The sequence below is a fragment of the Micromonospora sp. WMMD1076 genome (assembly GCF_029581475.1).
GTDB lineage: Bacteria > Actinomycetota > Actinomycetes > Mycobacteriales > Micromonosporaceae > Micromonospora > Micromonospora aurantiaca.
Map to the genome: position 1 here is coordinate 3,963,512 of NZ_CP120862.1, position 25,983 is coordinate 3,989,494.

Here is a 25,983-nt window from a genome sequence, read left to right on the forward strand (position 1 = left end):
CGCGACCGGCCGGGGCCCGGCGGGACCGTGACCGCCGGGGCCGCCGGAACGCGGCGACCCGGAGACCCGCGTGACCGTCAGGCGGCGCGCCGGTCGCGGGCCTGTGCGGGGTACGGGCCGGGCGGCACCAGCCGCAGCGCCGGCGCTGCGGGTTCCTCGGCCGGCAGCGCCCACCGGGATCCGTCCGGCCGGCGCTGACCGGGCGGGGTGTCGCCGGGGCGCCGGCCCAGGCGGGACAGCACCAGCATCACGGCCCAGCCGACCAGCAGGAAGCCGTGGCTGACCAGCCGGGTCATCGCCACCTGCCCGGTGATCAGGTCGTTCACCGACAGCAGGACGAGCGTGGCGACGAACGCGCTGAGCATCGGCAGCAGGCCGGACGGGGCGGACCGGCGCGCCGCCACGTAGAGGAACCCGGCGCCGACCGCCACGTTCCAGGCCGCCGACTCGTGCCACAGGTGCTGGCCGGAGGCGTGCGCGTGCGTGACGACCGCCTCCCGGCCGATCTGGGCCAGGCCGAGTACGAGCTGCACCGCGCCGAGCAGGCCGAGCGCCCCGCGCAGCCCGAGCGTGATCCGGTGGCGGCGGCTGGGCCGGGGCGGGGGAGCGGCGGCCAGGACCGCGTCGACCAGGTCGGGCACCCGCGGGGCGAGCTGCGTACGGGCCCGCCGGGTCACCGACGCGGCCGAGTCGAACCAGCCGCGGCAGCCGGCGCAGCCGGTCAGGTGCGCCTCGGCCGCCTCGCTCTCCGACCCGGACGCCTCACCGTCCAGCTGTGCCGACAGGATCTCCCGCCACTGCTCACACACCATGTAGGGATAGTCGTCGGGACACCCCGCCTGGTTCCCGGCGGGGTGCGGGTCACGTCCGCGCGGCCGGTGACCGTTCCGCCCAGGCGTGCAGCGCGTCCCGGTCGCCGGCGGAGTCGAGGTTCAGCGCCGCCTCGATGAGCGCCAGATGGGTGAACGCCTGCGGGAAGTTGCCCAGAGCGGTGCCGTCGGGCGCGCGTTCCTCCGGGTGCAGGCCGAGCGGCCCGGCCAGGCCGGCGAGCCGGTCGAAGATCTCCCGCGCCTCGCCGTGCCGGCCGGCCAGCACCAGCGCGGAGACCAGTTCGAAGGAGCAGAGCAGGAACGCGCCCTCGGTGCCGGGCAGCCCGTCGTCGACGCGGTAGCGCCGGATCAGGTCGGGCGCGACGGCGAGGTCGGCGCGGATCCGCTCGACTGTGGCGACCATCCGCGGGTCGTCGCCGGGCAGGAACCCGACGAGCGGCATCCGCAGCAGCGACGCGTCCGGCTCGGTGTCGCCGTACGCCATGACGAAGCTGCCGGCGCGCTCGTCGTACCCGCGGTCGAGCACCTCGGCGTGCAGCGCGTCACGTTCCCGGCGCCACCGGTCCACCGGGGCGGTGCGGTCACCGAGCAGCCCGGCGAGGCGGATGCCCCGGTCCAGGCAGACCCAGGTCATCACCTTCGAGTTGACGTAGTGCCGGCACGGGCCGCGGATCTCCCACACCCCGTGGTCCGGTTCCCGCCAGCGCTGCGCCATGGTCTCGACGTGACGCCGCAGCAGCGCCCACTGCGGGCCGGTCAGCTCACCGGTGAGCAACTGGTAGGCCAGCGCCGCGTCGAGGATGTGCCCGTACGTGTCGAACTGGATCTGGTGTGCCGCCTCGTTGCCGACCCGCACCGGCGCCGAGCCGGCGTAGCCGGACAGGTGCGGCAGCTCGCGCTCCTCGGTGGGGTGGCCGTGGATGCCGACGAGCGGGGCGAGCGGATGCTGCCGGGCGCAGACGCCGAGCAGGAAACGCAGGTAGCGGCGGCCCTCCTCGGCGTGGCCCAGGCGGAACAGCGCGAGCAGCAGCAGCGCCGCGTCCCGGTGCCAGGTGAAGCGGTAGTCCCAGTTGCGTACCCCGCCGAGCTCCTCGGGCAGCGACGTGGTCGGGGCGGCCAGCAGCGCGCCGGTCTCGTCGTAGGACAGGCCGCGCAGCACCAGCGCGCTGTGCCGGACCGCGCCGGCCGCGAAGCCGCTGTAGTCGCCGCGCGCCGACCACGCCCGCCAGGTGCCGGCGGTCCGCTCGGTCAGCTCGCCGGCGTCGGCGAGGGCGGGCACCGGGTCGGCGTACCCGAGCAGCAGCGTGGCGTCCTGCCCGGCGCGCAGCTCCGCCTCGGCGACGAGCGTGCCGCCCTCGACGCTGACCGGCAGGTCGGTGTACAGCCGCAGCGGCGTGCCGTCGGCGTGCCAGCCGGTACCGGCGCGCCGCCAGCGCACCGGACGTGCCCCGTACCCGGGGCGGGGCGTCAGCTCGGCGCGGACCCGCAGCAGGCCGTCGGTGACCCGCAGCCGGCGCACCAGCACCCGCTCGGCGTGGATCGGCCGGTCGGCGGAACCGGGCCGGACCGCGAGCAGGTCCTCGCCGGCCGCCGCGCCGGACGGGCCGGCCCAGTCGTTCTCCAGCACCAGCGTGTCCGGCCGGTAGCGGCGCCGCGGCGCCGGGCAGCCGGCGACGGTGAGCGTGAACCGGCCGCCCGCGTCCCGGTCGAGCAGCCGGGCCGCGACCGCGTCGCCCGCCGCGTCCGGTACGCAGAACCACTCGACCGCCCCGTCCGGCGCGACGAGCGCGGTGGTGTGCGTGTCGGACAGGAACGCGTACGCGTCGATCGGCGGGAACGCCGGCGGCGACTCGGGCACGGCGGTGACTACCCGGGGCGGGCACGGGTAAGCGGGCCGGGGAGGGCCGCTGTGACACGCGAGTTCGTGAACTGGTCCGGCAGCCTCCGCTTCACGCCGGCGGAGCGGGCCGAGCCCGCCGACGAGGCGGAGGTGTGCGCGCTGGTACGCCGCGCCCGGGAGAGCGGCACCACCGTCCGGCCGGTCGGCTCCGGGCACTCGTCCAGCCCGCTGGTGCGTACCGACGGGATCCTGCTGAGCCTGGACCGGCTGTCCGGCGTGATCTCCGACGACGGGCGCCTCGCGACCGCGTGGGCCGGCACCAAGCTCAGGGCGCTCGGCGAAGGGCTCTACGACGCCGGGCTGGCCATGGACAACCTGGGTGACGTCGACTACCAGTCGATCGCCGGGGCGACCGCCACCGGCACCCACGGCACCGGCATCGGCTTCGGGAACCTGAGCACGCAGGTCACCGGCGTACGCCTGGTCACCGGCACCGGCGACGTGCTGGACGTCGACGCGCGCCGTAACCCGGACCTGCTGCCCGCCGTCCGTCTCTCCCTCGGCGCGCTGGGCGTGGTCACCCGGATCACGCTCGACGTGCAGCCGACCTATCAGCTGCACCGCCGCTCCTGGTGCGCGCACCTGGACTGGACCCTCGACCACCTCGCCGAGCTGCAGCACACCAACCGCAACATGGACTTCTACTGGTACCCGCGCAGCGATCGCACGCAGATCCGGGTGATCAACCGCATCGACACGGACGCCGCGCCGGAGCGGGCGGAGGTCCGGTTGCCGGACGGCGAGCCCCGGCAGAGCCAGGTCGGGCCGACCCACCGCACCATTCCCCGGGACCGGGAGCTGCGCTTCGAGGAGATCGAGTACATGCTGCCGTCGGAGGCGTTCCCGGCCTGCTTCGCCGAGGTGCGCCGCCGGGTACGCGACCGGCACCGCCGGGTGGCCGCCTGGCGGGTGCTCGTGCGCACCATAGCCGCCGACGACATCTGGCTCAGCAACGCCTACGGCCGCCCCACCACCACGATCGCCTGCCTGCAGAACACCTCGCTGCCGTACGAGGAGTACTTCCGGGACGTGGAGGCGGTGTTCCGGCACTACGGCGGACGCCCGCACTGGGGCAAGAAGCACTGGCTCGGCGCGCGGGACCTGCGTCCCCTCTTTCCTCGCTGGGACGACTTCCAGGCGGTGCGCCGCCGGCTCGACCCGGACGGGGTGTTCCTCACCCCGGACCTGGCCCGCCTGCTGGAGGAGCAGTGAACGGGCCGGTCGGCGCCCGGATCTGGGTGGTGCCCGGCGGGCACGTGCCGTTCCCCGCGCACGGCCCGGAACCGGCGTTCACCGCCTTCGACCAGCTCTGCGTGCTCAACGCCGGCGACGAGGACGCCGAGCTGGAGCTGGACTTCTACTACCAGGACGCCGAACCGGCCGGACCGTACCGGATACGGGTCGGTGCCCGACGCATCCGGCACGTACGGGTGAACGACCTGATCGACCCGGAGGCGGTGCGGCTGGACCGCCCGTACGGCTGCATGCTGCGCTCCCCGGTCCCGGTGGTGGTGCAGTTCCTGCGCCAGGACACCCGGCTGCCCGGGGTGGTGGCGCTGACCGGCACGATGGCGTACCCCGGGTGAGGTTCGAGCGGGCGACCGCGGGTACCCGGGCGCATGCGGGATGCCGTCGACCGGGTACGCGACGCCGGGCGGTCGAGCCGCCGGAGGCTGCGCACGTACTTCCTCGTGGCGGTCCAGGCCGGCCTGGCCGCCGCGCTGGCCTGGACGGTGGCCCGCGAGGTGCTCGGCAACCCCGACCCGACGTTCGCGCCGGCCGCCGCGGTGAGTGTCATCGCCGCCTCGCTCGGCAACCGCACCCGGCGGACGGTGGAGCTGGTGGTCGGGGTGGTTCTCGGTATCGTCGTCGGCGACCTGCTGGTGAGTCTCCTGGGTACCGGGCCGTGGCAGACCGGTGTGATCGTGTTCCTGGCGGTCACCGCGGCGGTGCTCGTCCGCGGCACCGGCGCGCTCGTCACCCAGGCCGGCGGTACGGCTGTACTGGTCGCCACGCTGACCCCGGTGTCACCCGACCTGGAGCTGCCCCGGACCGTCAACGCGCTCGTCGGCGGTGTGGTCGGCCTGCTCGTGGTGCTGGTGATCGCGCCGCTGAACCCGCTGCGCGCGGTCCGCAGCGTCGCCGACCCGGCGCTAGACACGTTCGCCAGCCAGATGACCGAGTCGGCGGAGGCGCTGGCGCGGGCCGACGTGCGCGCGGCCGACGAGGTGCTGGCCCGGATGCGCGCCGCCGAGACGGAGCTGGAACAGATCGACGAGATGGTCACCGCCGCCGACGAGGTGGTCCGGTTCTCCCCGGTGCGCTGGCGGCGGCGACGGGCCCTGGCCGCGTACCGGCACGGCGCCGAGCACCTGGACCGGGCGTTCCGCAACAGCCGCGGCATGGTCCGCCGGATCGGCACCATGTTGCGGGAACGGGAGCCGGTGCCGCCGGAGCTGCCCGCCGCGCTGGAACACTTCAGCGAGGCGATCCGGCTGCTGCACCGGGCGTTCCTGGCCGCCGACGAGCCGGTCGCCGCCCGGGAACGGGTGCTGCGCGCGGTCCGCGCCGCGGGCGAGGCGTGCCGGCAGGACATCGGCTTCTCCGGCACCATCGTGGTGTCGCAGCTGCGGACCGTCGCCAACGACCTGCTGCGCGCCACGGGCGTACCCGCGGACGAGGCCCGCCGCCAGGTCCGCCGCGCGGCGGCGGCCCGCTGAACGGGCCGCTCACACCTCGGTCAGGCGGGACTTCTGCACCTTGCCCATCGCGTTGCGGGGCAGCGCGCCGACCAGCCGCACCTGCCGGGGGCGCTTGTGCGCGGACAGGTGCCGCGCCACGAAGTCGATCAGCTCCGCCTCGGCCACGCCGTCGCCGACCACGTACGCGGTCACCTGCTGCCCCAGGTCGGGGTGGGGCGTGCCGACCACCGCCGCCTCCCGCACCCCCGGGTGGGCCAGCAGCGCGTCCTCCACCTCGCCGGCCCCGATCCGGTACCCGCCGCTCTTGATCAGGTCGGTGGCGGCCCGGCCGACGATCCGGTGGGCGCCGTCCGGGCCGACAGTCGCGACGTCGCCGGTGCGGAACCAGCCGTCCGCCGTGCGGGTGGCCGCGTCGGCGTCCGGCCGGTTCAGGTAGCCGTCGAACAACGTGCCGCCGCGTACCTGGAGCTCACCCGTCGCCTCGGCGGGCAGCGGGCCGCCGTGCTCGTCCACCACCCGCGTCAGCACGCCGGGCAGCGGCATGCCCACCGTGCCGGGCCGCCGGGGACCGTCCGCGCGGGCGCTCACCGTCACGAGCGTCTCGGTCATCCCGTACCGCTCCAGCGGCCGGTGCCCGGTCAGCCCGGCCAGCGCCGCGAAGACCGGCTCCGGCAGTGCCGCGCTGCCGGACACCAGCAGCCGGGCGCCGCGCAGCGCCCGCGCCGCCGCCGGTCGCGCCGCGATCCGCGACCAGATCGTGGGTACGCCGAAGTACATCGTGGCGCCCGCCGCCGCGTACCGCTCGGGGTGGGGCCGGCCGACGTGGCGCAGCCGGCTGCCGACGCGCAGCGGGCCGAGCACGCCGAGCACCAGTCCGTGCACGTGGAACAGCGGCAGGCCGTGTGCCAGCACGTCGTCCGGGGTCCACGCCCACGCGTCGGCGAGCCCGTCCAGGCAGGCCGCGATCGCGCGGCGGGACAGCAAGGCGCCCTTCGGCGCGCCGGTGGTGCCGGAGGTGTAGAGGATCAACGCGGTGGCCGCCGGGTCGGGCTCGGGGTGCCGGGTGTCCGAGCGCCGGGCCAGGTCCAGCGGCACGACCGGCGGCGAGCCGGCGTCGGCGTCCGGTGCGCCCGGCGCCGCCAGCAGCAGTTCCGCGCCGGAGTCGCGCAGGATGTGGTCGCGTTCCATCGGGCCGGCGTCCGGCGGCACCGGCACCACCGCCGCGCCTGCCAGCAGCCCGCCGACCACGCCGACCACCGTCTCCAGGCTCGCCGTGGCGGGCACCGCCACCCGGGCCGCGCCGCGCAGGTCGTCGGCGACGGCGGTGGCCGCCCGGCGCAGCTCCACCCAGGACAGCGACCGGTCTCCCACGCGCACCGCGCCCGGGCGGTCGTCGGTGGCCTCGGCGAGCCGGTTCAGCAGCGACACGGGCACCCCTCTCACCGGTCCGTCCGCCCGGCGTGTCGGCGGACCCACAGTGACCGTAGCCGGGGCGGACACCCCGGCCCGGCGCGCCGTCAGGAATGTGTCATCGTGGTCGGCGGCGAGGGAGGGATGGGCATGTCGGGTCCGTTGCGCGGGGTGCTGGTCGCCGACTTCTCCCGGATCCTCGCCGGGCCGTACGCCACGATGCTGCTGGCCGACCTCGGCGCGGACGTGGTCAAGGTGGAGGCGCCCGGGGGCGACGACACCCGCGGCTGGCGGCCCCCGGCGCGCGACGACGTCTCCACCTACTACCTGGCGGTCAACCGCAACAAGCGGTCGCTGGTGCTCGACCTGACCGATCCCGGCGACCTGACGCTGGCCCACCGGCTGGCCGACCGGGCGGACGTGCTGATCCAGAACTTCCGCCCGGGCGCGCTGCGCCGCTTCGGCCTCGACCACGGCACGGTCACCGCCCGCAACGCCCGCCTGGTGTACGCCTCGATCAGCGGCTTCGGCGACGCCGGGGGCGCCGACCTGCCCGGGTACGACCTCATGGTGCAGGCCGCCGCCGGGCTGATGAGCCTCACCGGGGACGCGGACGGCCCGCCCTACAAGGCCGGGGTGGCAGTGTTCGACGTGATCGCCGGGCTGCACGCGGCGGTCGGGATCCTGGCCGCGCTGCGGCACCGCGAGGAGACCGGGCGCGGGCAGCACGTCACCGTGGACCTGCTCTCATCGGCGCTGTCCGGGCTGGTCAACCACACCAGCGCGTACGTCGCGGGGGCGGCGGCGCCGCACCGGATGGGCAACGCGCACCCGAGCATCGTGCCGTACGAACCACTGCCCACCGCCGACGGCGAGCTGGTGGTGATCGCCGGGAACGACGGCCAGTTCCGTACCCTCTGCCGGGTGCTCGGCGTGGCGGAGCTGGCCGACGAGGCGCGGTTCCGCCGCAACGCCGACCGGGTCGCGCACCGCGACGAGCTGCGGCCGCTGCTGGTGGCGGCGCTGTCCCGGCGCGGCAGTGCGGAGTGGTTCGCCGAGCTGCGCGCCGCCGGTGTGCCGTGCAGCCCGATCAACTCGGTGGCCGAGGGGGTGGCGCTGGCCCAGGGGCTGGGCCTGGACCCGGTGGCGACGACCGGCGGGGTGCCGGGGATCCGGAACCCGATCGGCCTGTCCGGGGCGCCGCCCCGCTACGACCTGCCGCCGCCGGAGCTGGACGAGCACGGCGCCGAACTGCGCGCCTGGCTCGCCGCGGAGTGACCAGCCCGGCCGCCGTCAGAGCGTCTCGACCAGCCGGAAGCGTTCCAGCACGGCCGGGGTGCCGTCGTCCACTGTGAACCCGGGGTCGCCGAGCCAGCCGCGGTAGTCGTCGCCGTGCCAGAACCTCTCGTGGCCGGCGCGCCAGGCGGCGACCGTCTCGAACCCCTCGCCCTCGTCCCGGGCGTGGTCGAGGTCGACGTCGCCGAGCGGGGTGACGCGGACCGGCCCGGCCGGCAGGTCGAGGACCGCGGGCAGGCCCGCCGTGCCGACGGTCGTCACCATGGCGTGCAGTGAACCACGAGCCGTCCCGCCCGGTGGTCCCGGCCGCCGTCCGGGCCACCCGCGTGCGTACGCTGACCGGGTACGCCGCCGCGACCGTGGAGAACCGCCATGACCAGCCCCGCACCCCGTGCCGTCCGGGTCGCCCGCCCCGAGGACGTCGCAGCCGTCGTCGACCTGATCGAGTCGGCGTACCGGGGCGAGCGCAGCCGGCAGGGCTGGACCCACGAGGCGGACCTGCTGGCCGGGCAGCGCACCGATCCGGAGATGGTGACCGCGGCGGTCACCGGCCCGGACGGCGTGGTGCTGGTCGCCGAGCAGGGCGGCGACCTGGTGGCCTGCTGCCAGCTGGAGCGCCGCGACGACCACGTCTACTTCGGGATGTTCGCTGTCGCGCCCGGCCGGCAGGGCGGCGGCGTGGGCCGGGATCTGCTGGCCGAGGCCGAGCGCTACGCGTCCGAGCGGTGGCACGCCGGTGAGATGCGGATGACCGTGATCGTCCAGCGCGACGACCTGATCGCCTGGTACGAGCGGCGCGGCTACGTCCGCACCGGCGAGATGAGCCCGTTCCCGTACGGCGACGAGCGGTTCGGCGTGCCGCTGCGGGCGGACCTGGCGTTCGAGACGCTGCGCAAGAAGCTCGGCTGACTCAGCCCGGCCGGTCGACCAGCGCGACCAGTTTCTTCGGGGCCAGCACGCAGTAGCTCTCGGTGAGCAGCTCGGCGACCTCGGTCCAGTCCGTGTCCGCGTCGAGGCGCAGCCCGACCACGTCGGCGGCCCAGTCCGGCTTGAAGAAGTGCGGCCCGGCCGCGAGCAGCCCGGCGATCTCGTCGCCGGGGGAACGGAACGTCATCACGCAGACCGGCTCGTCGGCCGCCGCGGCCCGCGCGTACGCCGCCTGGTGGCCCGGGTCGACGGTGAGCACGTGGGCGAACGTGCGGCCGCGGACGCGCCACCGGACTCCCACCCAGGCCGCCTCCTCGTAGGTCTCCGGCAGGCCGAGGCAGACCGGCCGCAGGCGGTCGAGGTGCTCGGGCGGGGCGTCTCCGGGGCCGGTCATGCGCGCAGGCTAGCCGCAGCCCCCGACATTCCGGCCGCACCGGCGTGGCGGCGCCGCCGCCGCGCGTCCGACCGGGAAATGTCGTAGCCGGGGAGTACGACAGCGATGAGTTTCGGTGAGCCGCACGGTCATTGCGAGGAGAACCCCTCGGACGAGAGGACGAGACATGAGCGGCGTACGAGTACTGGTCGGCACGCGCAAGGGCGCGTTCATCCTGACCTCGGACGGCAAGCGCGACGACTGGACCGTCGACGGGCCGCACTTCGGCGGCTGGGAGATATACCACCTGACAGGTTCGCCTGTCGAACCGGACCGGCTGTACGCGTCCCAGTCCGGCGGCTGGTTCGGGCAGCTGATCCAGCGCTCGGACGACGGCGGCCGGACCTGGACGACGGCCGGCAACGACTTCGCCTACAGCGGCGAGGTGGGGCAGCACCTCTGGTACGACGGCACTCCGCGGCCGTGGGAGTTCAAGCGGATCTGGCACCTGGAGCCGTCCCGCCACGACCCCGACACCGTGTACGCGGGCGGCGAGGACGCCGCTCTCTACCTGTCCACCGACGGCGGCCAGAAGTGGTCCGAGCTGACCGCCCTGCGACAGCACCCGACCGGTCCCTCCTGGCAGCCCGGCGCGGGCGGCATGTGCCTGCACACGATCCTGCTCGACCCGGCCGACCGGGACCGGATCTACGTGGCGATCTCGGCGGCGGGCGCGTTCCGCAGCGACGACGCCGGCGCGAGCTGGCTGCCGATCAACAAGGGGCTGCGCTCGGGCGAGATCCCGGACACCGACTCGGAGGTCGGGCACTGCGTGCACCGGCTCGCCCAGCATCCGTCCCGGCCGGACACGCTGTTCATGCAGAAGCACTGGGACGTCATGCGCACCGACGACGCCGGCGCGAACTGGCGGGAGGTCAGCGGCGACCTGCCGACTGACTTCGGCTTCCCGATCGCGGTGCACGCGCACGAGCCGGAGACGGTCTACGTGGTGCCGATCACCAGCGACTCGCTGCACTACCCGCCGGAGGGCAAGCTGCGCGTCTACCGCAGCCGCACCGGCGGTGAGTGCTGGGAACCGCTGACCGAAGGGCTGCCGCAGTCGCACTGCTACGTCAACGTGCTGCGCGACGCGATGGCAGTCGACACGCTCGACCCGTGCGGCGTCTACTTCGGCACCACGGGCGGTCAGGTCTACCACTCGGCCGACGGCGGCGACACGTGGGCACCGATCGTGCGGGACCTGCCGGCCGTGCTCTCGGTCGAGGTCCAGGTGCTGCCGTGATCCGGGTGGTGCTGCCGGCGCACCTGAAGAACCTGGCGCACGTCACCGGCGAGGTACGCGTCGAGGTGGCCGGGCCGCCCACCCAGCGGGAGGTGCTCGACGCGCTGGAGAGCGCGTACCCGATGCTGCTCGGCACGATCCGCGACCGGCACAGCGGGCAGCGCCGGCCGTTCGTCCGCTTCTACGCCTGCGAGCTGGACCTCTCCAACGAGTCGCCGGACGCGCCGCTGCCGGAGGAGGTGGTCGCCGGCAAGGAGCCGTTCATCGTGCTCGGCGCCATGGCGGGCGGTTGAGCGGCACGATCGGCGGTCGCGCGGCACGATCGGCGGTTGCGCGGCAGGGCCGGGAACCGCGCCCGTCACCGCCACGTCTGACCGGCATGACCCGTCACGGATCCCGGACGCTCGGATGGACGATGGCCGCCGCGCTGGCTCTCGCCGGCTGCACCGCGTCACCCCCGGCCGACGATCCGCCTGCCGCCGACCCGCCGCCCGCCGGGCAGGTCGTACCGGCCGGCGGGCTGCGGCTGGTGGCGTTCGACAGCTGCGACGAGGCGCTGCGGCAGCTCCGCACGGCCGCGAAGGCGGCGGTCGGCCCGTGGGGCTTCGGGCCGGACGTCCTCCGGCAGTTCAGCGCGGAACGGGCGACGGCGCTCGGCGGCGCCGCCAAGGATGCGGTGTCGGCGTCCGCGCCGGGCTACTCCGGCACCAACGTGCACGAGGCCGGTGTGGACGAACCGGACCTGGTCAAGACCGACGGGCGGCGGATCGTCACGGTCACCCGGGGCGTGCTGTCGGTGGTCGATCCGGCGAGCCGCCGCGTGACCGGCCGGCTGGCGCTCGATCCCGATACCGAGCGGTTCTCCGGCGACGAGGGGAGCCTGCTGCTGCACGGTGACCGGGCGCTCGTCCTGCTGCACGCCGGACGGACCGTCAAGGGCCCCGTACCCGGCGGGCAGACCCGCCGGGGCACGACCCCGCAGGCCCGGCTGGTCCTGCTGGACCTCGCCGGACCGCCCCGTGTGGTCGGGGAGTACCGGATCGACGGCCTCCTGGTCGACGCCCGGCAGTCCGGCGCGACAGCCCGCGTGGTGATCCGGTCCGCGCCCCGGCTCGACTTCCCCTACCAGTCCGACCGCAAGACGGACGCCCAGCGGATCGCCGCCAACCGGGCGATCATCGGCAAGGCCGCGCTCGACGACTGGCTGCCCCGCTACGAGATCCGCGACAGCGTCCGGACCGTCGGCACCGGACGGGTGGGCTGCGACCGGGTCAGCCGGCCGACCGGCTTCTCCGGCGCCTCGATGGTCACGGTGCTCAGCTTCGACCTGGGTGCGTCCGCGCTCGGCGCCGGTGACCCGGTCACCGTGGTCGCCGACGGTGAGACCGTCTACAGCAACGGCCCGCGCCTCTACGTCGCCAACGACCAGCGCTGGCGGACGTGGCGTGGCGGGTCGTCCGGGGCACGTGACGCCGGTACCGAGATCTACCAGTTCGACACCGCGGGGGCCACGCCACGCTTCGTCGCCGCCGGGTCGGTGCCCGGCTGGCTGATCGACCAGTACGCGCTGTCCGAGTGGGACGGTCACCTGCGGGTCGCCACCACCACCGGCGACACGTGGGGGCGGGAAAGGTCCTCCCAGTCCGGCGTCTACGTGCTGCGTGCCGACGGGGCCACGCTGAAGCGGGTCGGCGCGGTCACCGGCCTCGGCAAGGGTGAGCAGATCTTCGCGGTGCGGTTCGTCGGCGGCACCGGATACGTGGTCACGTTCCGGCAGACCGACCCGCTGTACGGCGTGGACCTGCGCGACCCGGCCGCGCCGCGGGTCACCGGCGAGCTGAAGATCAACGGATACTCGGCGTACCTGCATCCGGCCGGCGACGGCCGCCTGATCGGGGTCGGGCAGGACGCGACCGACCGGGGACGGGTGACGGGCACCCAGGTGTCGCTGTTCGACGTGGCCGACCCGGCCCGGCCGGCGCGGATCGCCCAGCACCACGTCCCGGGCGGCTGGTCCGAGGCGGAGAACGACCCGCACGCGTTCCTGTACTGGCCGCCCGAGCGCCTGGTGGTGATCCCGGTGACCCGGCCGGGCGTGGTCACCGACCGGGCCGAGGGCGTCAAGGGCACGCCGTCCGGAGGTGTGCTGGCGCTGCGCATCGGCGACAAGGGCTTCACGGTGGCCGGCGTGGTCGACCATCCGGGCGTTCTGGACGACGGCGGTGAGTGGACGCCGATCCGCCGCTCCCTGATGATCGACGGTGTGCTCTGGACGGTCTCCGACGCCGGTCTCAAGGCGACCGCCCTGTCCGGCATGGCCACGCTGGCCTGGGTGCCGCTGACCTGACAACGACGGAGGAGGAGACCCGCCGCCGGTCTGACGTCGACCCGGGGCAGACCCGTCGCGGCGGCGGGCGCCGTGCACGGCACCTCCGGCGGATCACGGCGCGGCGTGACCCGGGTCGCACCACGCCGTGAGGTGCCGTCAGTCATCCCGCTGCGGCGAACGGTCCCTTCGGGCCGAACGCCAGCGCGGCGAACCGCTCGCCGATGCGGCGGTCGGCGGCCGGGTCGGGGTGCAACTCGTCGGGCAGCGGCAGCTCGGCGTAGTCGGCCTCGCCGTACAGCTCCAGCCCGTCGAGGTAGTGCAGGTTCGGGTCCGCCCCGGCCCGGGACGCCACGATCCGGGCCAGCCCGGCGCGGATGACGCGCAGCGTGAGCCGGCCGGTGGCCGCTTCGGCCGGGTCGCCGGTGGCCCGGAACCGGACCTTCCCGTCGACGAACTCGACCGCGCCGGGGCCGGGCGTGTCCTCCTGGATCGGGCACAGGACCGACGACACGACCAGCAGCGGCGTGTGCGGATGACCCTCCCGGATCGTGTCCAGGAAGCCGTGCACGGCGGGGCCGAACGCGCGCAGCCGCATCAGGTCGCTGTTCACCAGGTTGATGCCGATCTTGACGCTGATCAGGTCGGCCGGGGTGTCGCGCATCGCGCGGGCGGTGAACGGATCGAGCAGCGCGCTGCCGCTGAACCCCAGGTTGACCAGTTCCACGCCGGCGAGCGTGGCGGCCACGGCCGGCCAGGTGCCGGTGGGGCTCTCCGCGTCCGAGCCGTGGCTGATCGAGCTGCCGTGGTGCAGCCACACCCGGCGGCCGCCCGTGCCGGCCGGCTCGACCGGCGCGTCCGTGCGCAGCGCCACCAGCTCGGTGATCTCGCGGTGCGGCAGCCAGATCACCACCTCCTTGGCGCTGGCGGGCAGGTCGGTGAAGCGCACCGTGCCGACCGGACCCGGCTCGACGCCGGACGTGCCGGCGGCCAGGTCGATGGTGAGCACCTTGCCGCCGTCGGCGGTGGCCTGGCCGGCGAGACGACCGTCGACGACCAGGTCGTAGCGGCCGTCGGGACGCGGCCCGGTGCCCCGGTAGACCATCTTCGTGGGCAGCACGTCCAGCTCCACGACCGTGGCGCGGGTACGGAACACCAGCCGTACGCCCGAGGGCATCGCCTCCGCCGTCGTCAGCTGCGGGTCGGTGTTCTGCGCCCGGGCCCACGCGGGCAGCCGGTGCGGCAGCACCCCGTCCGCTGTCTGTTCCAGGTCGAGCGCGCCGCGCAGCAGGTCGGTGGTGATCGGGGTGGTGATGTGCGGGGAGGGCATGATCCCGATCCTGCCCCCGGATCCCGGGGAGCGGCCACCTGATTTATCCGACAGGCCGGACTCGTCACGCTGGGTCAGTCGGTGAGCACCCGCTCCACGTACCGGGCGATCATGGTGGCGAGGACCCGGTCCGGGTCGGTGGCCCACACCTCGGCGTTGAAGATCTCCACCTCGACGTCACCGGTGTACCCGGCGGCCTCCACCGCGCGGCGCAGCGGCGGGAAGTCGATGTGCCCGTCGCCCATCATGCCGCGGCCCAGCAGCACGTCGGCCGGCAGCGGGGTGAGGAAGTCGCAGACCTGGAAGCTCGCGATCCGTGCCCCGGCGCGGGCGATCTGCCGCCACACGTCCGGATCCCACCAGACGTGGAACGTGTCCACCACGACGCCGACCTGCTCGGCCGGGAACGCCTCGGCCAGGTCGAGCGCTTGCCCGAGCGTGGACAGCACCGCCCGGTCGGCGCAGTACATCGGGTGCAGCGGCTCCAGCGCGAGGCGTACCCCCCGATCGCCGGCGTACGGCGCCAGCTCGGCCAGCGCGTCGGCGACCCGCTGCCGGGCACCCGCCAGGTCGCGGGAGCCGGGCGGCAGGCCGCCGACGACCAGCACCAGGCAGGCGGCACGCAGCTCGGCTGCCTCGTCGATCGCGCGCCGGTTGCCCGCGAGCGCGGCGACCCGTCCGGCCTCGTCGGCGGCGGTGAGGAACCCGCCCCGGCACAGCGACGACACCCGCAGCCCGGCATCCGCGACGAGCCGCGCCGCGGCCGGTACGCCGATCTCGGCCACCGGCTCGCGCCACAGCCCGATCGCCGGGATGCCGGCGCGCACGCAGCCGTCGACCGCCTCGACCACCGACCAGCGCTGCGTGGTGCGCTGGTTGAGCGACAGCCGCGCCAGCCGGGGGTCGGCGGTCATCCGGGGACGCCCGCGACGTCCAGGTACGCGCGCATCCGCCGCGCCGCCAGGTCCGGGTCGTGCAGCAGCCCGGCGGCGTCGGCCAGCCGGAACGCCTCGACCAGGTGCGGGACGCCGCGCCCGCCGTGCAGGCCGCCGACCATGGTGAAGCCCGGCTGCCGCCCGTTGAGCCAGGACAGGAACGCGATGCCGGTCTTGTAGTACGGCGTGGGCGGGCCGAACAGGTGCCGGGACAGCGGCACCGTCGGGTCGAGGATCGTCCGGAAACCGGCCCGGTCGTCCGCGTCGAGCCGTCCCAGCGCGGCCGACGCGGCCGGGGCGATGGCCGCGAACGCGCCGAGCAGCGCGTGGCTGAACCGCTTCCCGTCGCCCTCGATCAGCTCCGGGTAGTGGTAGTCGTCGCCGGTGTAGACCCGCACGGTCGGCGGCAGCAGTTCCCGCAGCCGCACCTCCCGGCCGGCGTCCAGCAGCGACACCTTCACCCCGTCGACCAGGTCGGCGTGGGCGTGCACCAGCGCGGCGAACGTCGCGGTGGCCTCGTCCGGGTCGGTCGAACCCCAGTAGCCGGACAGCGCCGGGTCGAACATGTCGCCGAGCCAGTGCAGCACCACCGGCGTGCCTGCCTCGCGCAGCACTCGCTCGTAGACGCGCAGGTAGTCGTCCGGCCCGGCGGCGAGCGCGGCGAGGTGCCGGCTGGCCATCAGCACCGGCGTGGCACCGCACTCCTGGACCACGGCGACCTGCTCGGCATACGCGGCGACCACCTCGTCGAGCGTGCCGGGGACACCGGTGAGCTGGTCGGTGCCGGCCCCGGCGACGATCCGCCCGCCGCACGCGGCGGCCTCGGCGGCGCTGCGCCGGATCAGCTCGCGGGTGGCCGCCCAGTCCAGCCCCATCCCGCGCTGCGCGGTGTCCATCGCCTCCGCCACACCGAGGCCCCACGACCACAGGTCGCGCCGCACCGCGAGCGTCGCGTCCCAGTCCAGCTCCGCCGGGCGGCCGGGGGAGTTGTCGGCGTACGGGTCGGCGACGACGTGCGCCGCCGCGTACGCGATCCGGGTGACCGGCGGCGTGGGCGGCCGGCGCCAGGCGGGCGGTTCGCGCAGCGTCAGCTTCTCGGTGCCGCCGCCCGGAACCGGCAGCGTGATCCGTGTGCTCACCCGGGGATCTCCTCGATCCGCACCCGCCGCCCCTCGCGGGCCGAGCGCAGCCCGGCCTCGGCCAGTTGCACGCCCCGGGCGCCGGCCAGGAAGTCCCACGGGAACGGCTCGTCGTCGACGACGTGGCGCAGGAACGCCTCCCACTGCACCTTGAACGCGTTGTCGTGCTCGCCGTTGTCCGGCACTGTCTGCCACTGCGCGCGGAACGGCTCGGTGACCGGCAGGTCGGGGTTCCACACCGGCATCGGGGTGGCGCCACGGTGCTGGATGCGGCAGTCGCGCAGCCCGGCGACAGCGCTGCCGTGCGTGCCGTCGACCTGGAACTCGACCAGTTCGTCCCGGTGCACACGGACCGCCCAGGAGGAGTTGACCTGCGCGACGATGCCGCCGGCCAGCTCGAAGATGCCGTACGCGGCGTCGTCGGCGGTGGCCCGGTAGCGGGCGCCGGTCTCGTCGACGCGTACGGGGATGTGCGTCGCGGTGACAGCCGTGACGGCGGTGACCGGGGCGATGATCTGCTCCAGCACGTAGTGCCAGTGCGGGAACATGTCCAGCGTGATCCCGCCGCCGTCCTCGGCGCGGTAGTTCCAGCTCGGACGCTGAGCGGCCTGCCAGTCGCCTTCGAACACCCAGTAGCCGAACTCGCCGCGCACGGACAGGATCCGGCCGAAGAAGCCGCCGTCCACGAGCCGCTTGAGTTTGCGCAGGCCGGGCAGGAACAGCTTGTCCTGCACGACGCCGTTGCGGACGCCCTTGGCGGCGGCGAGCCGGGCCAGCTCCAGCGAGGCGAGGAACCCCTCGGCGAGCGGCTTCTCGGTGTAGACGTGCTTGCCGGCCTCGATCGCCGCCCGGATCGCCTTCTCCCGTGCGGTGGTCACCTGCGCGTCGAAGTAGATCCGGTGGGCGTCGTCGGCGAGCGCCGCGTCCAGGTCGGTGGTGTACGCCGACAGCCCGTGCCGCTGGGCGATCTCGGCGAGCCGGTTCTCGTCGCGGCCGACCAGGGTCAGCTCGGGCCAGATGCGGCTGCCGTCGCAGGCCGGGACGCCGCCCTGGTCGCGGATGGCGAGCAGGGACCGGACGAGGTGCTGCCGGTAGCCCATCCGGCCGGTGACGCCGTTGAGGATGATGCCGACGGACGTGCGTTCCACTGGGCCTCCCCGCAGCTGAATGCGCTTTCAGTAAGCGCTTTCAGGGTGCTACCGTAGCCACGCGGGAACACCGGGTCAAGACGTTCCGCAGGGAGACGCATCGATGTCGCACGTGACGCTGGAAGACGTGGCCAGGGCGGCCGACGTATCCCTGGCCACCGCCTCCCGGGCGCTCAACGGGCGGCGCGTCACCCCGCACCTGCACGACCGGGTCCTGGCCGCCGCCGCGCGCCTCGCGTACACCCCGAACGCCCACGCCCGCGCGCTGGCCGGCGCGTCCCGCCGCAGCGTCGGCGTCGTCTGCCACGACGTCACCGACCCCTACTTCGCCGCCGTCGCCGGCGGCGTCATGCGCGTCGCCGCCGACAACGACCTGCTGGTCATGCTCGCCAGCACGTTCCGCGACCCGGAACGCGAGATCGCGTACGTGTCGATGCTGCGCGCCGAACGCGCACCGGCCATCCTGCTCATCGGCTCCGGATTCGAGGATCCCCGCTGGGAGCGGGCCGTGGCCGCCGAGCTGGCGCCCTACCTCGACGGCGGCGGCCGGGTCGCGGTGGTCAGCCGGCACCGCACCCTGAAGGTCGACAGCGTCCTGCCGGAGAACCGGGCCGGCGCCGCCGAGCTGGCCCGCGCGCTGCTCAGCCTGGGACACCGTCGCTTCGCGGTGCTCTCCGGCCCGCCCGAGCTGACCACAGTCGCCGACCGGCTCGGCGGGTTCCGCGACGAGCTGACCGCCGCCGGTGTGACGCTCGACCCGGGCGCGGTGGCCGAGGCGGCGTTCACCCGCGACGGCGGCTACCGGGCGATGACCGAGCTGCTCGACCGCGGGCTCGACGCCACCTGCGTGTTCGCGTGCACCGACGTGATGGCCGTCGGCGCGTACGCGGCGCTGCGTGACCGCGGGCTGTCGGTGCCCGGCGACGTCTCGGTCGCCGGCTTCGACGACATCCCGGTCGTACGCGACCTCACCCCGCCGCTGACCACAGTGGCGCTGCCGCTGCACCGGCTCGGCGAGGAGGCGATGAAGCTGGCCCTGACCGAGAACGCCGGTCGCCGCCGCCGGATCGTGCGGCTGCCCGGCGAGGTGGTGATGCGGGCCAGCACCGCGCCGGTCGCCTGAGCCCGGCCGGTAGGGTGCCGTCATGATCGAGGACGCCACGTGCCGCTGACGAACCCCTGGCTGACCGGACCGACGCCGACGCGGAAGCTGGACCGGGACCGCCTCGCCGAACGCATCCTCAACCTGCTGTCGTCGCAGAACATGTGCGTGCTCGCCACCGCCGGGCCGGACGGGCCGCTGGCCACGCCGGTGCGCTACTACCCGCTCGACTTCACGCTGATGTTCACCGCCGCGCCGCGCTCACCGAAGATGCGCAACATCGCCGCCGACCCGCGCGTGTCGGTCGGCGTCTTCGCGCCGCTGGTCGGCCTGGCGAGCAGCCGCGGCGCCCAGGTGTTCGGCACCGCCCGGGTGCTCGGCCCCGAGCACCCCGACCGGGCCCGCCACTGGGCCGCGTTCCGCTGGGAGAACGAACATGCCGAGCGGGGCCGGTCGCTGTCCGAGCCACCCGAGGACCCCCTTGTCGTGATCGAGGCCGACCGCATCGTCTACACCGAACACTGGCTGCGCCGCGAGGGCTACGCCCCACGCCAGCACTGGCGTCGCTGACGCCGCTCGCCGTCCTTGCGGTGGTGTCGCGGCGGGCGTCGCCCGCGGCCCGCCACCTACGGCCGAGGCGCGCTACGGACCGGCGGGGGAGCGGGTGGCGCGGAGCAGATTGCCAGCCAGGCGCAGGTCCGCGCCGCCCACCCGGGCGAGCACGTCGATCCGCTCGACCGTCACCTGCGTCCAGAGCGGGTCGGGGAAGGCCGCGCGCAGCGTGTCCGCGTCCAGGCCCCAGCCCTCGCCCGCGTCCGGCGACACCGCCAGCACGAACACCGCACCGCCGGGCGCGGTCAGCCGTGGCAGCAGAGCCAGGTAGTCGCCTACGGCAGCGCCCCGCCGGTCCAGCGAGTGCAGCAGCCCGGAGTCGAACACCGAATCGTACGGCACCGGCGGCACCGGGATCGCCGTCGCGTCGCACACCTCGAAGCGCACCGGCAGGCCCGCCGCCGACGCCTTGGCCCGGGCCTGGTCGATCGCCGCCGGTGAGATGTCGACACCCGTCACGTCGTATCCACGGCGGGCCAGCGCGAGCGCCAGCTCACCGGTGCCGCAGCCGACGTCGAGCACGCGCGGGCCGCGTACCCCGGTGTCGAGGACCGCGGCGAGCGCCGGCTGCGGGCCGCCGATCTCCCAGGGCGGCCGGTCGGTGGCCCGGTAGAGGCGGTCGTAGTGGACGTCGTCCGGCTCGTCGCTCATCGCGTACCCCCTCGGTCGGCGCCGGCCCACCCCCGAGCGTGTCACGTCCGGCGGCGGTCCGTGCCCCGCCGGAGGTCAGAACCGTAGGCGGCGCAGGTAGCGGTAGCCGACGGCGGCGGTCTGCTGCGGCGTCACATCAGGGGTGTCGTTCTCCACGATGTACTCCATGACCTGGTGCCCCCGGAAGATCCGCGCGAAGTCGATCATCCCGGTGCCCAGGTCGGCCATGTCGCCGGTGGCCGGGTCGCGGTCCTTGACGTGGTACTGCAACACCCGCTGCGGCGCCGAGCGGATCACGTCGAGCGTGAAGCCCTCCGGGTCGTCGACGCCCTCACCGGAGTTGATGCCGCCGGTGACCGCCCAGTAGATGTCGATCTCCAGGTGTACCAGGCGCGGGTCGAGTTCCTCGGTCAGCACGTCCCACGGCCGCCGGCCGTTGCCGAAGTCGATGGTGAACTCGTGCGCGTGGTTGTGGTAGCCGTACCGCAGGCCCGCCTTGCGCGCCGCGACGGCCTCGACGTTCATCTGCTCCGCCCAGCGCTTCCAGTCGTCCTCGCGGTCGGAGTTCAGGTACGGCACCACCATGAACCGCTGGCCCAGCGTCCGGGCGTTCGCGATCTTCTCCTCCAGCGCGGCGGCGTCGGCGGCGATGCCGTCGTGGCTGGAACTGGCCTTGATGCCGATGCCGTCCAGGAAGCGGCGCAGCTCCCGCGCGGTACGGCCGAAGTAGCCGAGTGCCAGCTCGACCCGCGGGTAGCCGATCCGGGCCAGGTGCGCCAGCGTCGCGTCGTAGCCGGGAGGGCCGTTCAGCGCGTCGCGGACCGTCCAGAGCTGGAGGCTGATCAGCTCCTTCGGCACCGGGCGCCGGCCGTGGTGGTGTCCGCCGCCCGCCTGCGCGGCAGTCGCGCCGAGCCCGGTGGCGAGCCCGATCCCGGCCAGCGCCGCCAGGGTGCCGCGCAGCAGGTCGCGCCGGTCCAGCGACTGCCGCAGCGCGGCGTGTCCGTCGAATCCGTAGCACATGATCGCACTCCTTCGTCGCCTGTGACCGACGCTACAAAAGGCATGTCGATATGTCTATGGCTTTCGGTGCCGTGAATAGAACTTTCGATCGGAGTGGCGGAAAGTCGGTACTGCGCGTTGCCGGTACCGCGTGGCAGGCTCGGGGGCGTGGCCGCATACGACGTCGCTCTCGTCCTGCTCGTCGACCCGACCGGCGCGATCCTCATGCAGCACCGCGACGGCAACGCGCCCGTCTCCCCGTACCAGTGGAGCCTGCCCGGCGGCAGCATCGAGCCCGGCGAGACCCCGGAGCAGGCCGCCCGCCGCGAGCTACGCGAGGAGACCGGACTGACCGCCGGTGAACTGCACCTGCTGTGGAGCGGCCCCCGCCCGCACGAGGACGGCTTCGCGCACGCCGTCACCGTGTACGTCTTCCGCGGCGCCACCGACGCCCGGCAGGAGGACGTGGTGCTCGGCGAGGGACAAGCGATGGTGTTCGTGCCCCGCGACGAGGTGCTCGACCGCGACCTGGCGGTCAGCGCGGCCAAGGTGCTGCCGCTGCACCTCGCGGAAACCGCCTAGCTAGCGCCCGGCCAACGCCCCCGCCAGCACGCCGGCGAATCGGGGGAGCAGCTCGTCGTCGGGCAGATGATCCGGGTTGATCTCGGTGACCGACAGCCCGGCGAACCGCGGGCTCGCCACCAGCTCCGCCAGCGTCGCCGCCGCCTCGTCGAGCCTGAGCCCGAACGGCTCCGGCACGTCCGCCAGCGGCGCGTCCACGAAACTCAGCACGTCCACGTCGAAGTGCACCACGAACCGGTTGGCCGCGCCCTCGGCCACCGACCGGGCCCGTCGCGCCGCCGCCCGCGCGTCGGCGTGCACCTCGTCGGCCGGCACGTACGCCAGCCCCAGCTCCGCCACCAGCTCCCGCTCGTGGTCACCGCGGGGCAGCGAATCCCCGTACACCACCACGCGCTCCGGGGACAGCAGCGGCACCGCCGGCCCGACACCCGCCACCTCGGGCAGCGTCCCCGGCAGGCCGAGCATGTGCGCCAACCCCATGGCGTCCAGGTTGCCGTTCGCGCGGGTCTCCGGCGTGTAGAGATCCGGGCCGCCGTCCACGTACACCAGCGCGGGCGACAGCCCGGCCCGCGCGCAGCCGGCGACCAGGCCGACAGTGACTGTGCAGTCGCCGCCGAGCACGAGCGGCGCACGCCCCCGGCCCAGCGCCGCCGCGACCCGGTCGGCCACCGCCGAGGCGACGGCGGCCACCGCGCCCGCGTTCTGACCCCTCGGGTACGCCGGATCCGGTCGCCACCGGAAGCCCGGCACGTCACCGGCGTCCTCGACGTCGGCGCCCAGCAGGTCGAGCAGACCGGCGGCGCGCAGGGCGGCGGGTGCGCGCTCGATCCCGGGGGTGTGGGCGCCGGCGCTCGACGGCGCTCCGACGACCGTCCACTGACGATGATCCATCGCCCCACCCTAACCGTGGGTGGGGCCCGACACCGGAATCAGCGCAGCACCAGCAGGTCCAGCGCGTCGATCACCCGGCCGCTCTGCGCCTGTGCTGCTTCGTGCAACCGCTGGACGCCGGCGGCGTACTCCGCGTCGGTGATCAGCTGAAGCGGAGTGTGCGCCTCCCGTCGCAGGCCGGCCGCCGCCTCCCGCAGCGACGGCGCGGTGACCTGCGGGACCTGCTCGACCGCCGCGGTGGCGAAACCGGCGGCCGCGAAGGTGGCCTCGACGTCGGCGATGCCCGGGTACGTGTCCAGCACGCGAACGGCCTCGGGGAAGTAGTCGAACAGCGTGATCGCCTCGTGCCGTCCGGCGAACGCGGACCGGATCAGCACCGGGGCACCGGGCCGCAGCACCCGGCGTAGCTCGCGCGCCGCGACGGCCAGGTCGGGCACGTGATGAATGACCGTGGACAGCCACGCGCCGTCGACGCTCCCGTCCGTCAGCGGGATGTGTCCGGCGTTGCCCGCGACCAGTGGCGCGAACGCGCACCGGGCGCGCATCGCCGCCGACGGCTCGACGGCAACCACCTCGACGCCGGTGAACCAGTCGGTGAACGCGCGTGCCCAGCTGCCGGTCCCGGCGCCCAGGTCGAGCAGTCGCATGCCGGGACACGGGGCGAGGTGGCGGGCGACGGCGGCCCGCCAGGCCGTGAGACCGTCCTCGGTGAGGTGCCGGGTCGCGGCGAACGCCTCGGCGTCGGCGTCGTGGTACGCGATGCGGGCCATACCCGACAGCCAACTCCCCGGCGGGCTGCCAGGGCAAGCATTGTGACGCGTTACCTGCGAACCTCGGAGAGGGGTAGAGGGTGCGGTATCGGATCCACTTCGACGCCGAGCTACCTGCGGACGCCCTGCGCGCGTTCCTGTTGTTGCAGTACGGCGTCGCGCCGGAGGCCGTGTACGTCGGGCGGATCGAGGACCGGGCCGTCGACGACCCGCGGCCGGTGGCGATGCTCACGCCGCCCGACGAGGACGAGGGCTTCGGGTGGATCCTCACCGGTGACACCGAGCTGGCCGACGCCACCGGTCTGCGCGAACATGACCTCGCGGTCACCCTCGCCCGCGCGTTCGGCGTACGGGCGCTCGTCGACGACGGCGGCATCCACCCCGACCGGTGGGTGCTGGTGAGCGCCGACGGCAGCATCGGCCGGGTGCTGACCGACTCCGACGCCGCCGCCGACGGGGACCTGCGGATCGCGCACGCGCTGGAGCCGATCAGCGGGGAACCGTAGCTCGCCGTCGTACCGTCGCCGGACTGGGCCCGAGACTGGTGACCCGGCGGGTCCACCGTCCGGTCGCGTACCCGATGCCACCGGTGCGGCCTCGCCGCCTGGCGCCGGTCACGGCGACGACCGGCGCGGGCGCCACCGTCCGCTGGACGGGCAGGCCGTGGCCGGGTGACGGATCGGGTTGCGGGGGACGGATGGTGCCGTGTTCCTCGGCGAGCCGGACGGCGTTGTCGAGGAGGTGCCCGGCCGAGGCGACCTGGCCGTAGTGGGCCGCGGTAAGCGCGAGCGTGACAGCGTCGCCGACGCGCTGGCACTGCGGGCAGGCGGTGTGGAAGGCACACCGGCCCAGCGGAAGGGCGTGGGCGCGCAGGGGAGCGGGGAGCAGGCTCAGGGCATGGCGGAACTCGTCGGGTCGCATCGTTCCTCCTGGGCGGTCGATGGCGCGGCGGCAGGCAGGGGTGACCAGCCCGGCGGGCGCGCGGCGCGCCGGGCGGTCGGATCCGGAAACGGTGCCGGTCAGGTGGGCGGGATGGCGACGACTTCGACGTCGACGCCCTCCGTGCGCAGCGTCTTCACCGCCTGGTAGAGCGCGACCTGGGCGAAGGTGAACAGCGAATCCACGGTGACGGCGCGGCCGCCGCTCAGAGCGATGGCGTAGACCACGGTGCGCGGGCGGAAGTCCTCGGGCAGGTCGGGTCCGCCAGGTTGTGCGCGCACCAAGTCGCGGAATCGGTTACGCGCCTGGTTGTCGTAGCGCAACGCGTCGAACGACGTGACGCCCTGCGCGAAGAGGTGACTGAGCGGCGAGCTGCCCGACGCCCGCTTGACGTGGATCAGCTCACCGTTCGGCCCGAGCAGGTCGCACGCCTCGACGCCTCGCGGGTGCTGCCCGGTGCGGAGGAGCTTCTTGTCCAGCAGCACCAGCCCTGGGTGATTCTCGGCGGCCTCGCGGTTGTAGCAGTCCTCGTTCACCAGCTCCTTCGTCCACGGCGGCAACACCACGGTGGGCGGCCGGTTCAGGATGCGAGCCACCTCCTGGCGCAGGAACTCGCGGTGGCGGTCGCCGATCTCGTACCACTGGCCCTCGTGCAGCAGCATGTGACTGCCGCCGACGGCGACCTCGGCGGTGATCCACCGGGACACCGGCGTCGATGTCATCTCCTCGGTACCGGCGGCGTCGGCGTAGAGCGTCAGCGTGCCGTTGCGCAGCCCGGTCCACCGGTCACCGTCCAGGGCGTGGGAGGTGTGCGACAGGATGGTCCCCAGGTCCAGGTCGGGGGTCACGCTCGGGCGTTGCCCGGTGCGGGGCACCCGAACGCGGTACGAACCGACGTGCTCGACGTCGGCCACCAGGCTGCCCGGCACCGCGACACCGACATCCGGAGGGTCGGGAAGGCCCAGCCGCCGGTCGAGAACCTCGGTCAGCGCCGTGTGCCGGGGATCGTTGGGCCGCAGAGGGCGGATCTGCTCGATGAACTCCAGGTCGGCGAGCGGCGACTCCTGCCGGCACACCCGGTCGATCTCCCGGAGATCGGCGACCAGCCGCTCGGGGGTGACGCCGAGAGGGATGCGCAGGGCGTCGCTGCCTTCGACCTTCACCGAACCGCGTGCCGCCTGGCACGCCGTCAGGTTCGGGTTGTCGACGCGGCCGCACACCTGTCCGACGATCTCCCCCCACTTGTCGATGCCGTACCTCCAGATGGGCTGGCCACCCGGGACCATGCTGCGGTCCACCCGGCCGCTGGCACCCACCACCCGGCGACGGACCTGGCGGATGCCGTCGGGCTGAAGCGTCCGCACGGCGAAGGAGACGCCGAACGTCGGGTCCACCTTCTCCGGCTCGATCATGAACCGACCCAGGGTGCCGAAGGTCAGGGCGTACGCCCGGTCGTCCACCGCAAGCAGCAGGGCGCCGCCTCCGCTGCTGTAGCCGATTGTCACGTCCGCGCCGACCAGGCCGGACAGGACGCCGCACCACTCGGCCCGGTCACGCGGCGCGCTGCCGTGCACCAGTAGCGCCGGTGTGTCGAGGACCCGGTGCGGCGCGGGCTCGAAGTCGTGCCGCCGCAGGTAGTCCAGGTTGAGCGCGGTACGGATGCCGTCGTCGGTGGCCGGAACGGTGAGCCGGTAGACAGTCGTCGGGTAGGTGCCGGGCGGCGACTGACGGTCGCGGTCGTCGTCCGGGTTGTTCGCACTGCGCATGTCGATCTCCTCGCGTAGAGACTCGTGCTGGCGGTGGTGCGGTGGAGTAGCG

At 74.4% G+C, this 25,983-nt stretch carries 26 protein-coding genes and 1 pseudogene; 12 read left to right on the top strand and 15 right to left on the bottom strand.

Translation table 11 applies throughout. From position 1 onward, the window contains the following. Positions 1-77 precede the first annotated feature (77 nt). Positions 78-812 (bottom strand): zf-HC2 domain-containing protein, encoded by a 735-nt coding sequence (locus tag O7622_RS18795; protein ID WP_282309465.1) that lies wholly within the window; start codon positions 810-812, stop codon positions 78-80. A 49-nt stretch (positions 813-861) separates the two neighbouring features. Further along, entirely contained in the window at positions 862-2,688 is a 1,827-nt protein-coding gene (locus O7622_RS18800; RefSeq protein WP_282309466.1) for a glycoside hydrolase family 15 protein, read from the bottom strand. A 51-nt stretch (positions 2,689-2,739) separates the two neighbouring features. Here O7622_RS18800 and O7622_RS18805 point away from each other — a divergent pair, with 51 nt between their 5' ends. Genes O7622_RS18805 through O7622_RS18815 form a run of 3 tightly spaced genes read left to right on the top strand, consistent with a single transcriptional unit; the run spans position 2,740 to position 5,450 of the window. After that, on the top strand, positions 2,740-3,942 hold the full coding sequence (locus O7622_RS18805; protein WP_120570024.1) for a D-arabinono-1,4-lactone oxidase: 1,203 nt from the start codon (positions 2,740-2,742) through the stop codon (positions 3,940-3,942). Then, a complete protein-coding gene (locus tag O7622_RS18810; RefSeq protein ID WP_282309467.1) occupies positions 3,939-4,316 on the top strand; it encodes a sensory rhodopsin transducer in 378 nt (125 codons plus the stop codon). The genes O7622_RS18805 and O7622_RS18810 overlap by 4 nt, the downstream gene beginning before the upstream one ends. A 33-nt stretch (positions 4,317-4,349) precedes the next feature. After that, entirely contained in the window at positions 4,350-5,450 is a 1,101-nt protein-coding gene (locus tag O7622_RS18815) for an FUSC family protein (protein WP_282309468.1), read from the top strand. Positions 5,451-5,459: 9 nt separating this feature from the next. On the opposite strand, the gene O7622_RS18820 is transcribed toward O7622_RS18815, so the two are convergent. Next, positions 5,460-6,860, bottom strand: coding sequence for an acyl-CoA synthetase (locus O7622_RS18820; protein ID WP_282309469.1), 1,401 nt, complete (start codon positions 6,858-6,860; stop codon positions 5,460-5,462). A gap of 132 nt (positions 6,861-6,992) precedes the next feature. Here O7622_RS18820 and O7622_RS18825 point away from each other — a divergent pair, with 132 nt between their 5' ends. Then, the gene (locus O7622_RS18825; RefSeq protein ID WP_282309470.1) at positions 6,993-8,120 is read left to right on the top strand and encodes a CoA transferase; all 1,128 of its coding nucleotides are present in this window, start codon (positions 6,993-6,995) and stop codon (positions 8,118-8,120) included. A 15-nt stretch (positions 8,121-8,135) separates the two neighbouring features. Here O7622_RS18825 and O7622_RS18830 read toward each other — a convergent pair. Beyond that, positions 8,136-8,369 (bottom strand): annotated as a pseudogene (locus O7622_RS18830) (ASCH domain-containing protein); the annotation flags it as partial. 141 nt (positions 8,370-8,510) lie between these two features. On the opposite strand from O7622_RS18830, the gene O7622_RS18835 reads away from it, so the two are divergent. Then, positions 8,511-9,047, top strand: a complete 537-nt coding sequence (locus O7622_RS18835; protein ID WP_282309471.1) for a GNAT family N-acetyltransferase — start codon at positions 8,511-8,513, stop codon at positions 9,045-9,047. Position 9,048: 1 nt separating this feature from the next. Here the strand turns inward: O7622_RS18835 and O7622_RS18840 are convergent, their stop codons facing one another. Then, positions 9,049-9,459 (bottom strand): MmcQ/YjbR family DNA-binding protein, encoded by a 411-nt coding sequence (locus O7622_RS18840; RefSeq protein ID WP_282309472.1) that lies wholly within the window; start codon positions 9,457-9,459, stop codon positions 9,049-9,051. Between the two features lie 166 nt (positions 9,460-9,625). Here O7622_RS18840 and O7622_RS18845 point away from each other — a divergent pair, with 166 nt between their 5' ends. The 3 genes from O7622_RS18845 to O7622_RS18855 all read left to right on the top strand — a co-directional run bounded on the left by O7622_RS18845 (position 9,626) and on the right by O7622_RS18855 (position 13,088). Further along, the gene (locus O7622_RS18845) at positions 9,626-10,741 is read left to right on the top strand and encodes a sialidase family protein (protein ID WP_282309473.1); all 1,116 of its coding nucleotides are present in this window, start codon (positions 9,626-9,628) and stop codon (positions 10,739-10,741) included. Beyond that, positions 10,738-11,034 carry a MoaD/ThiS family protein gene (locus tag O7622_RS18850; protein WP_282309474.1) on the top strand — a complete coding sequence of 99 codons (297 nt, stop codon included), beginning with the start codon at positions 10,738-10,740 and terminating at the stop codon, positions 11,032-11,034. Before O7622_RS18845 ends, O7622_RS18850 begins: the two co-directional genes overlap by 4 nt. A 122-nt stretch (positions 11,035-11,156) precedes the next feature. Continuing rightward, complete coding sequence (locus O7622_RS18855; protein WP_282309475.1) at positions 11,157-13,088, top strand: beta-propeller domain-containing protein; 1,932 nt, start codon at positions 11,157-11,159, stop codon at positions 13,086-13,088. A gap of 142 nt (positions 13,089-13,230) precedes the next feature. On the opposite strand, the gene O7622_RS18860 is transcribed toward O7622_RS18855, so the two are convergent. From O7622_RS18860 to O7622_RS18875, 4 genes are all read right to left on the bottom strand, one after another. Further along, positions 13,231-14,397 carry an SGNH/GDSL hydrolase family protein gene (locus tag O7622_RS18860; protein ID WP_282309476.1) on the bottom strand — a complete coding sequence of 389 codons (1,167 nt, stop codon included), beginning with the start codon at positions 14,395-14,397 and terminating at the stop codon, positions 13,231-13,233. Positions 14,398-14,471: 74 nt separating this feature from the next. Beyond that, complete coding sequence (locus tag O7622_RS18865; RefSeq protein ID WP_282309477.1) at positions 14,472-15,311, bottom strand: sugar phosphate isomerase/epimerase family protein; 840 nt, start codon at positions 15,309-15,311, stop codon at positions 14,472-14,474. After that, positions 15,308-16,471 carry a dihydrodipicolinate synthase family protein gene (locus tag O7622_RS18870; protein ID WP_282309478.1) on the bottom strand — a complete coding sequence of 388 codons (1,164 nt, stop codon included), beginning with the start codon at positions 16,469-16,471 and terminating at the stop codon, positions 15,308-15,310. Before O7622_RS18870 ends, O7622_RS18865 begins: the two co-directional genes overlap by 4 nt. After that, the gene (locus O7622_RS18875; RefSeq protein ID WP_282309479.1) at positions 16,468-17,619 is read right to left on the bottom strand and encodes a Gfo/Idh/MocA family oxidoreductase; all 1,152 of its coding nucleotides are present in this window, start codon (positions 17,617-17,619) and stop codon (positions 16,468-16,470) included. The genes O7622_RS18870 and O7622_RS18875 overlap by 4 nt, the downstream gene beginning before the upstream one ends. 103 nt (positions 17,620-17,722) lie before the next feature. Here O7622_RS18875 and O7622_RS18880 point away from each other — a divergent pair, with 103 nt between their 5' ends. Both O7622_RS18880 and O7622_RS18885 read left to right on the top strand, forming a co-directional pair. After that, on the top strand, positions 17,723-18,742 hold the full coding sequence (locus tag O7622_RS18880; protein WP_282309480.1) for a LacI family DNA-binding transcriptional regulator: 1,020 nt from the start codon (positions 17,723-17,725) through the stop codon (positions 18,740-18,742). 39 nt (positions 18,743-18,781) lie between these two features. Continuing rightward, positions 18,782-19,291 carry a pyridoxamine 5'-phosphate oxidase family protein gene (locus tag O7622_RS18885; RefSeq protein ID WP_091427041.1) on the top strand — a complete coding sequence of 170 codons (510 nt, stop codon included), beginning with the start codon at positions 18,782-18,784 and terminating at the stop codon, positions 19,289-19,291. A 72-nt stretch (positions 19,292-19,363) separates the two neighbouring features. On the opposite strand, the gene O7622_RS18890 is transcribed toward O7622_RS18885, so the two are convergent. Next, entirely contained in the window at positions 19,364-19,984 is a 621-nt protein-coding gene (locus O7622_RS18890; protein ID WP_282309481.1) for a class I SAM-dependent methyltransferase, read from the bottom strand. A gap of 75 nt (positions 19,985-20,059) precedes the next feature. Beyond that, entirely contained in the window at positions 20,060-21,004 is a 945-nt protein-coding gene (locus O7622_RS18895) for a sugar phosphate isomerase/epimerase (RefSeq protein WP_282309482.1), read from the bottom strand. Between the two features lie 147 nt (positions 21,005-21,151). On the opposite strand from O7622_RS18895, the gene O7622_RS18900 reads away from it, so the two are divergent. Then, positions 21,152-21,565, top strand: coding sequence for an NUDIX domain-containing protein (locus O7622_RS18900; protein WP_282309483.1), 414 nt, complete (start codon positions 21,152-21,154; stop codon positions 21,563-21,565). Here O7622_RS18900 and O7622_RS18905 read toward each other — a convergent pair whose 3' ends face one another. Both O7622_RS18905 and O7622_RS18910 read right to left on the bottom strand, forming a co-directional pair. Continuing rightward, complete coding sequence (locus O7622_RS18905) at positions 21,566-22,456, bottom strand: arginase family protein (RefSeq protein ID WP_282309484.1); 891 nt, start codon at positions 22,454-22,456, stop codon at positions 21,566-21,568. Between the two features lie 38 nt (positions 22,457-22,494). Then, entirely contained in the window at positions 22,495-23,226 is a 732-nt protein-coding gene (locus O7622_RS18910; protein ID WP_282309485.1) for a class I SAM-dependent methyltransferase, read from the bottom strand. A gap of 80 nt (positions 23,227-23,306) precedes the next feature. Here O7622_RS18910 and O7622_RS18915 point away from each other — a divergent pair, with 80 nt between their 5' ends. Next, the gene (locus O7622_RS18915) at positions 23,307-23,732 is read left to right on the top strand and encodes a hypothetical protein (protein ID WP_282309486.1); all 426 of its coding nucleotides are present in this window, start codon (positions 23,307-23,309) and stop codon (positions 23,730-23,732) included. On the opposite strand, the gene O7622_RS18920 is transcribed toward O7622_RS18915, so the two are convergent. Together O7622_RS18920 and O7622_RS18925 are read right to left on the bottom strand one after the other, a co-directional pair. Further along, entirely contained in the window at positions 23,716-24,147 is a 432-nt protein-coding gene (locus tag O7622_RS18920) for a hypothetical protein (RefSeq protein ID WP_282309487.1), read from the bottom strand. The genes O7622_RS18915 and O7622_RS18920 overlap by 17 nt on opposite strands. 98 nt (positions 24,148-24,245) lie before the next feature. Then, a complete protein-coding gene (locus tag O7622_RS18925) occupies positions 24,246-25,931 on the bottom strand; it encodes a DUF6119 family protein (RefSeq protein WP_282309488.1) in 1,686 nt (561 codons plus the stop codon). Positions 25,932-25,983 lie beyond the last annotated feature (52 nt).

Coding starts and splice junctions, on each gene's coding strand:
- O7622_RS18855 (WP_282309475.1), top strand. CDS start 11,157: ATGGCCGCCGCGCTGGCTCTCGCCGGCTGCACCGCGTCACCCCCGGCC.
- O7622_RS18860 (WP_282309476.1), bottom strand. CDS start 14,397: ATGCCCTCCCCGCACATCACCACCCCGATCACCACCGACCTGCTGCGC.
- O7622_RS18815 (WP_282309468.1), top strand. CDS start 4,350: ATGCGGGATGCCGTCGACCGGGTACGCGACGCCGGGCGGTCGAGCCGC.
- O7622_RS18845 (WP_282309473.1), top strand. CDS start 9,626: ATGAGCGGCGTACGAGTACTGGTCGGCACGCGCAAGGGCGCGTTCATC.
- O7622_RS18865 (WP_282309477.1), bottom strand. CDS start 15,311: ATGACCGCCGACCCCCGGCTGGCGCGGCTGTCGCTCAACCAGCGCACC.
- O7622_RS18890 (WP_282309481.1), bottom strand. CDS start 19,984: ATGAGCGACGAGCCGGACGACGTCCACTACGACCGCCTCTACCGGGCC.
- O7622_RS18925 (WP_282309488.1), bottom strand. CDS start 25,931: ATGCGCAGTGCGAACAACCCGGACGACGACCGCGACCGTCAGTCGCCG.
- O7622_RS18840 (WP_282309472.1), bottom strand. CDS start 9,459: ATGACCGGCCCCGGAGACGCCCCGCCCGAGCACCTCGACCGCCTGCGG.
- O7622_RS18880 (WP_282309480.1), top strand. CDS start 17,723: ATGTCGCACGTGACGCTGGAAGACGTGGCCAGGGCGGCCGACGTATCC.
- O7622_RS18835 (WP_282309471.1), top strand. CDS start 8,511: ATGACCAGCCCCGCACCCCGTGCCGTCCGGGTCGCCCGCCCCGAGGAC.
- O7622_RS18825 (WP_282309470.1), top strand. CDS start 6,993: ATGTCGGGTCCGTTGCGCGGGGTGCTGGTCGCCGACTTCTCCCGGATC.
- O7622_RS18795 (WP_282309465.1), bottom strand. CDS start 812: ATGGTGTGTGAGCAGTGGCGGGAGATCCTGTCGGCACAGCTGGACGGT.
- O7622_RS18905 (WP_282309484.1), bottom strand. CDS start 22,456: ATGGATCATCGTCAGTGGACGGTCGTCGGAGCGCCGTCGAGCGCCGGC.
- O7622_RS18920 (WP_282309487.1), bottom strand. CDS start 24,147: ATGCGACCCGACGAGTTCCGCCATGCCCTGAGCCTGCTCCCCGCTCCC.
- O7622_RS18910 (WP_282309485.1), bottom strand. CDS start 23,226: ATGGCCCGCATCGCGTACCACGACGCCGACGCCGAGGCGTTCGCCGCG.
- O7622_RS18895 (WP_282309482.1), bottom strand. CDS start 21,004: ATGTGCTACGGATTCGACGGACACGCCGCGCTGCGGCAGTCGCTGGAC.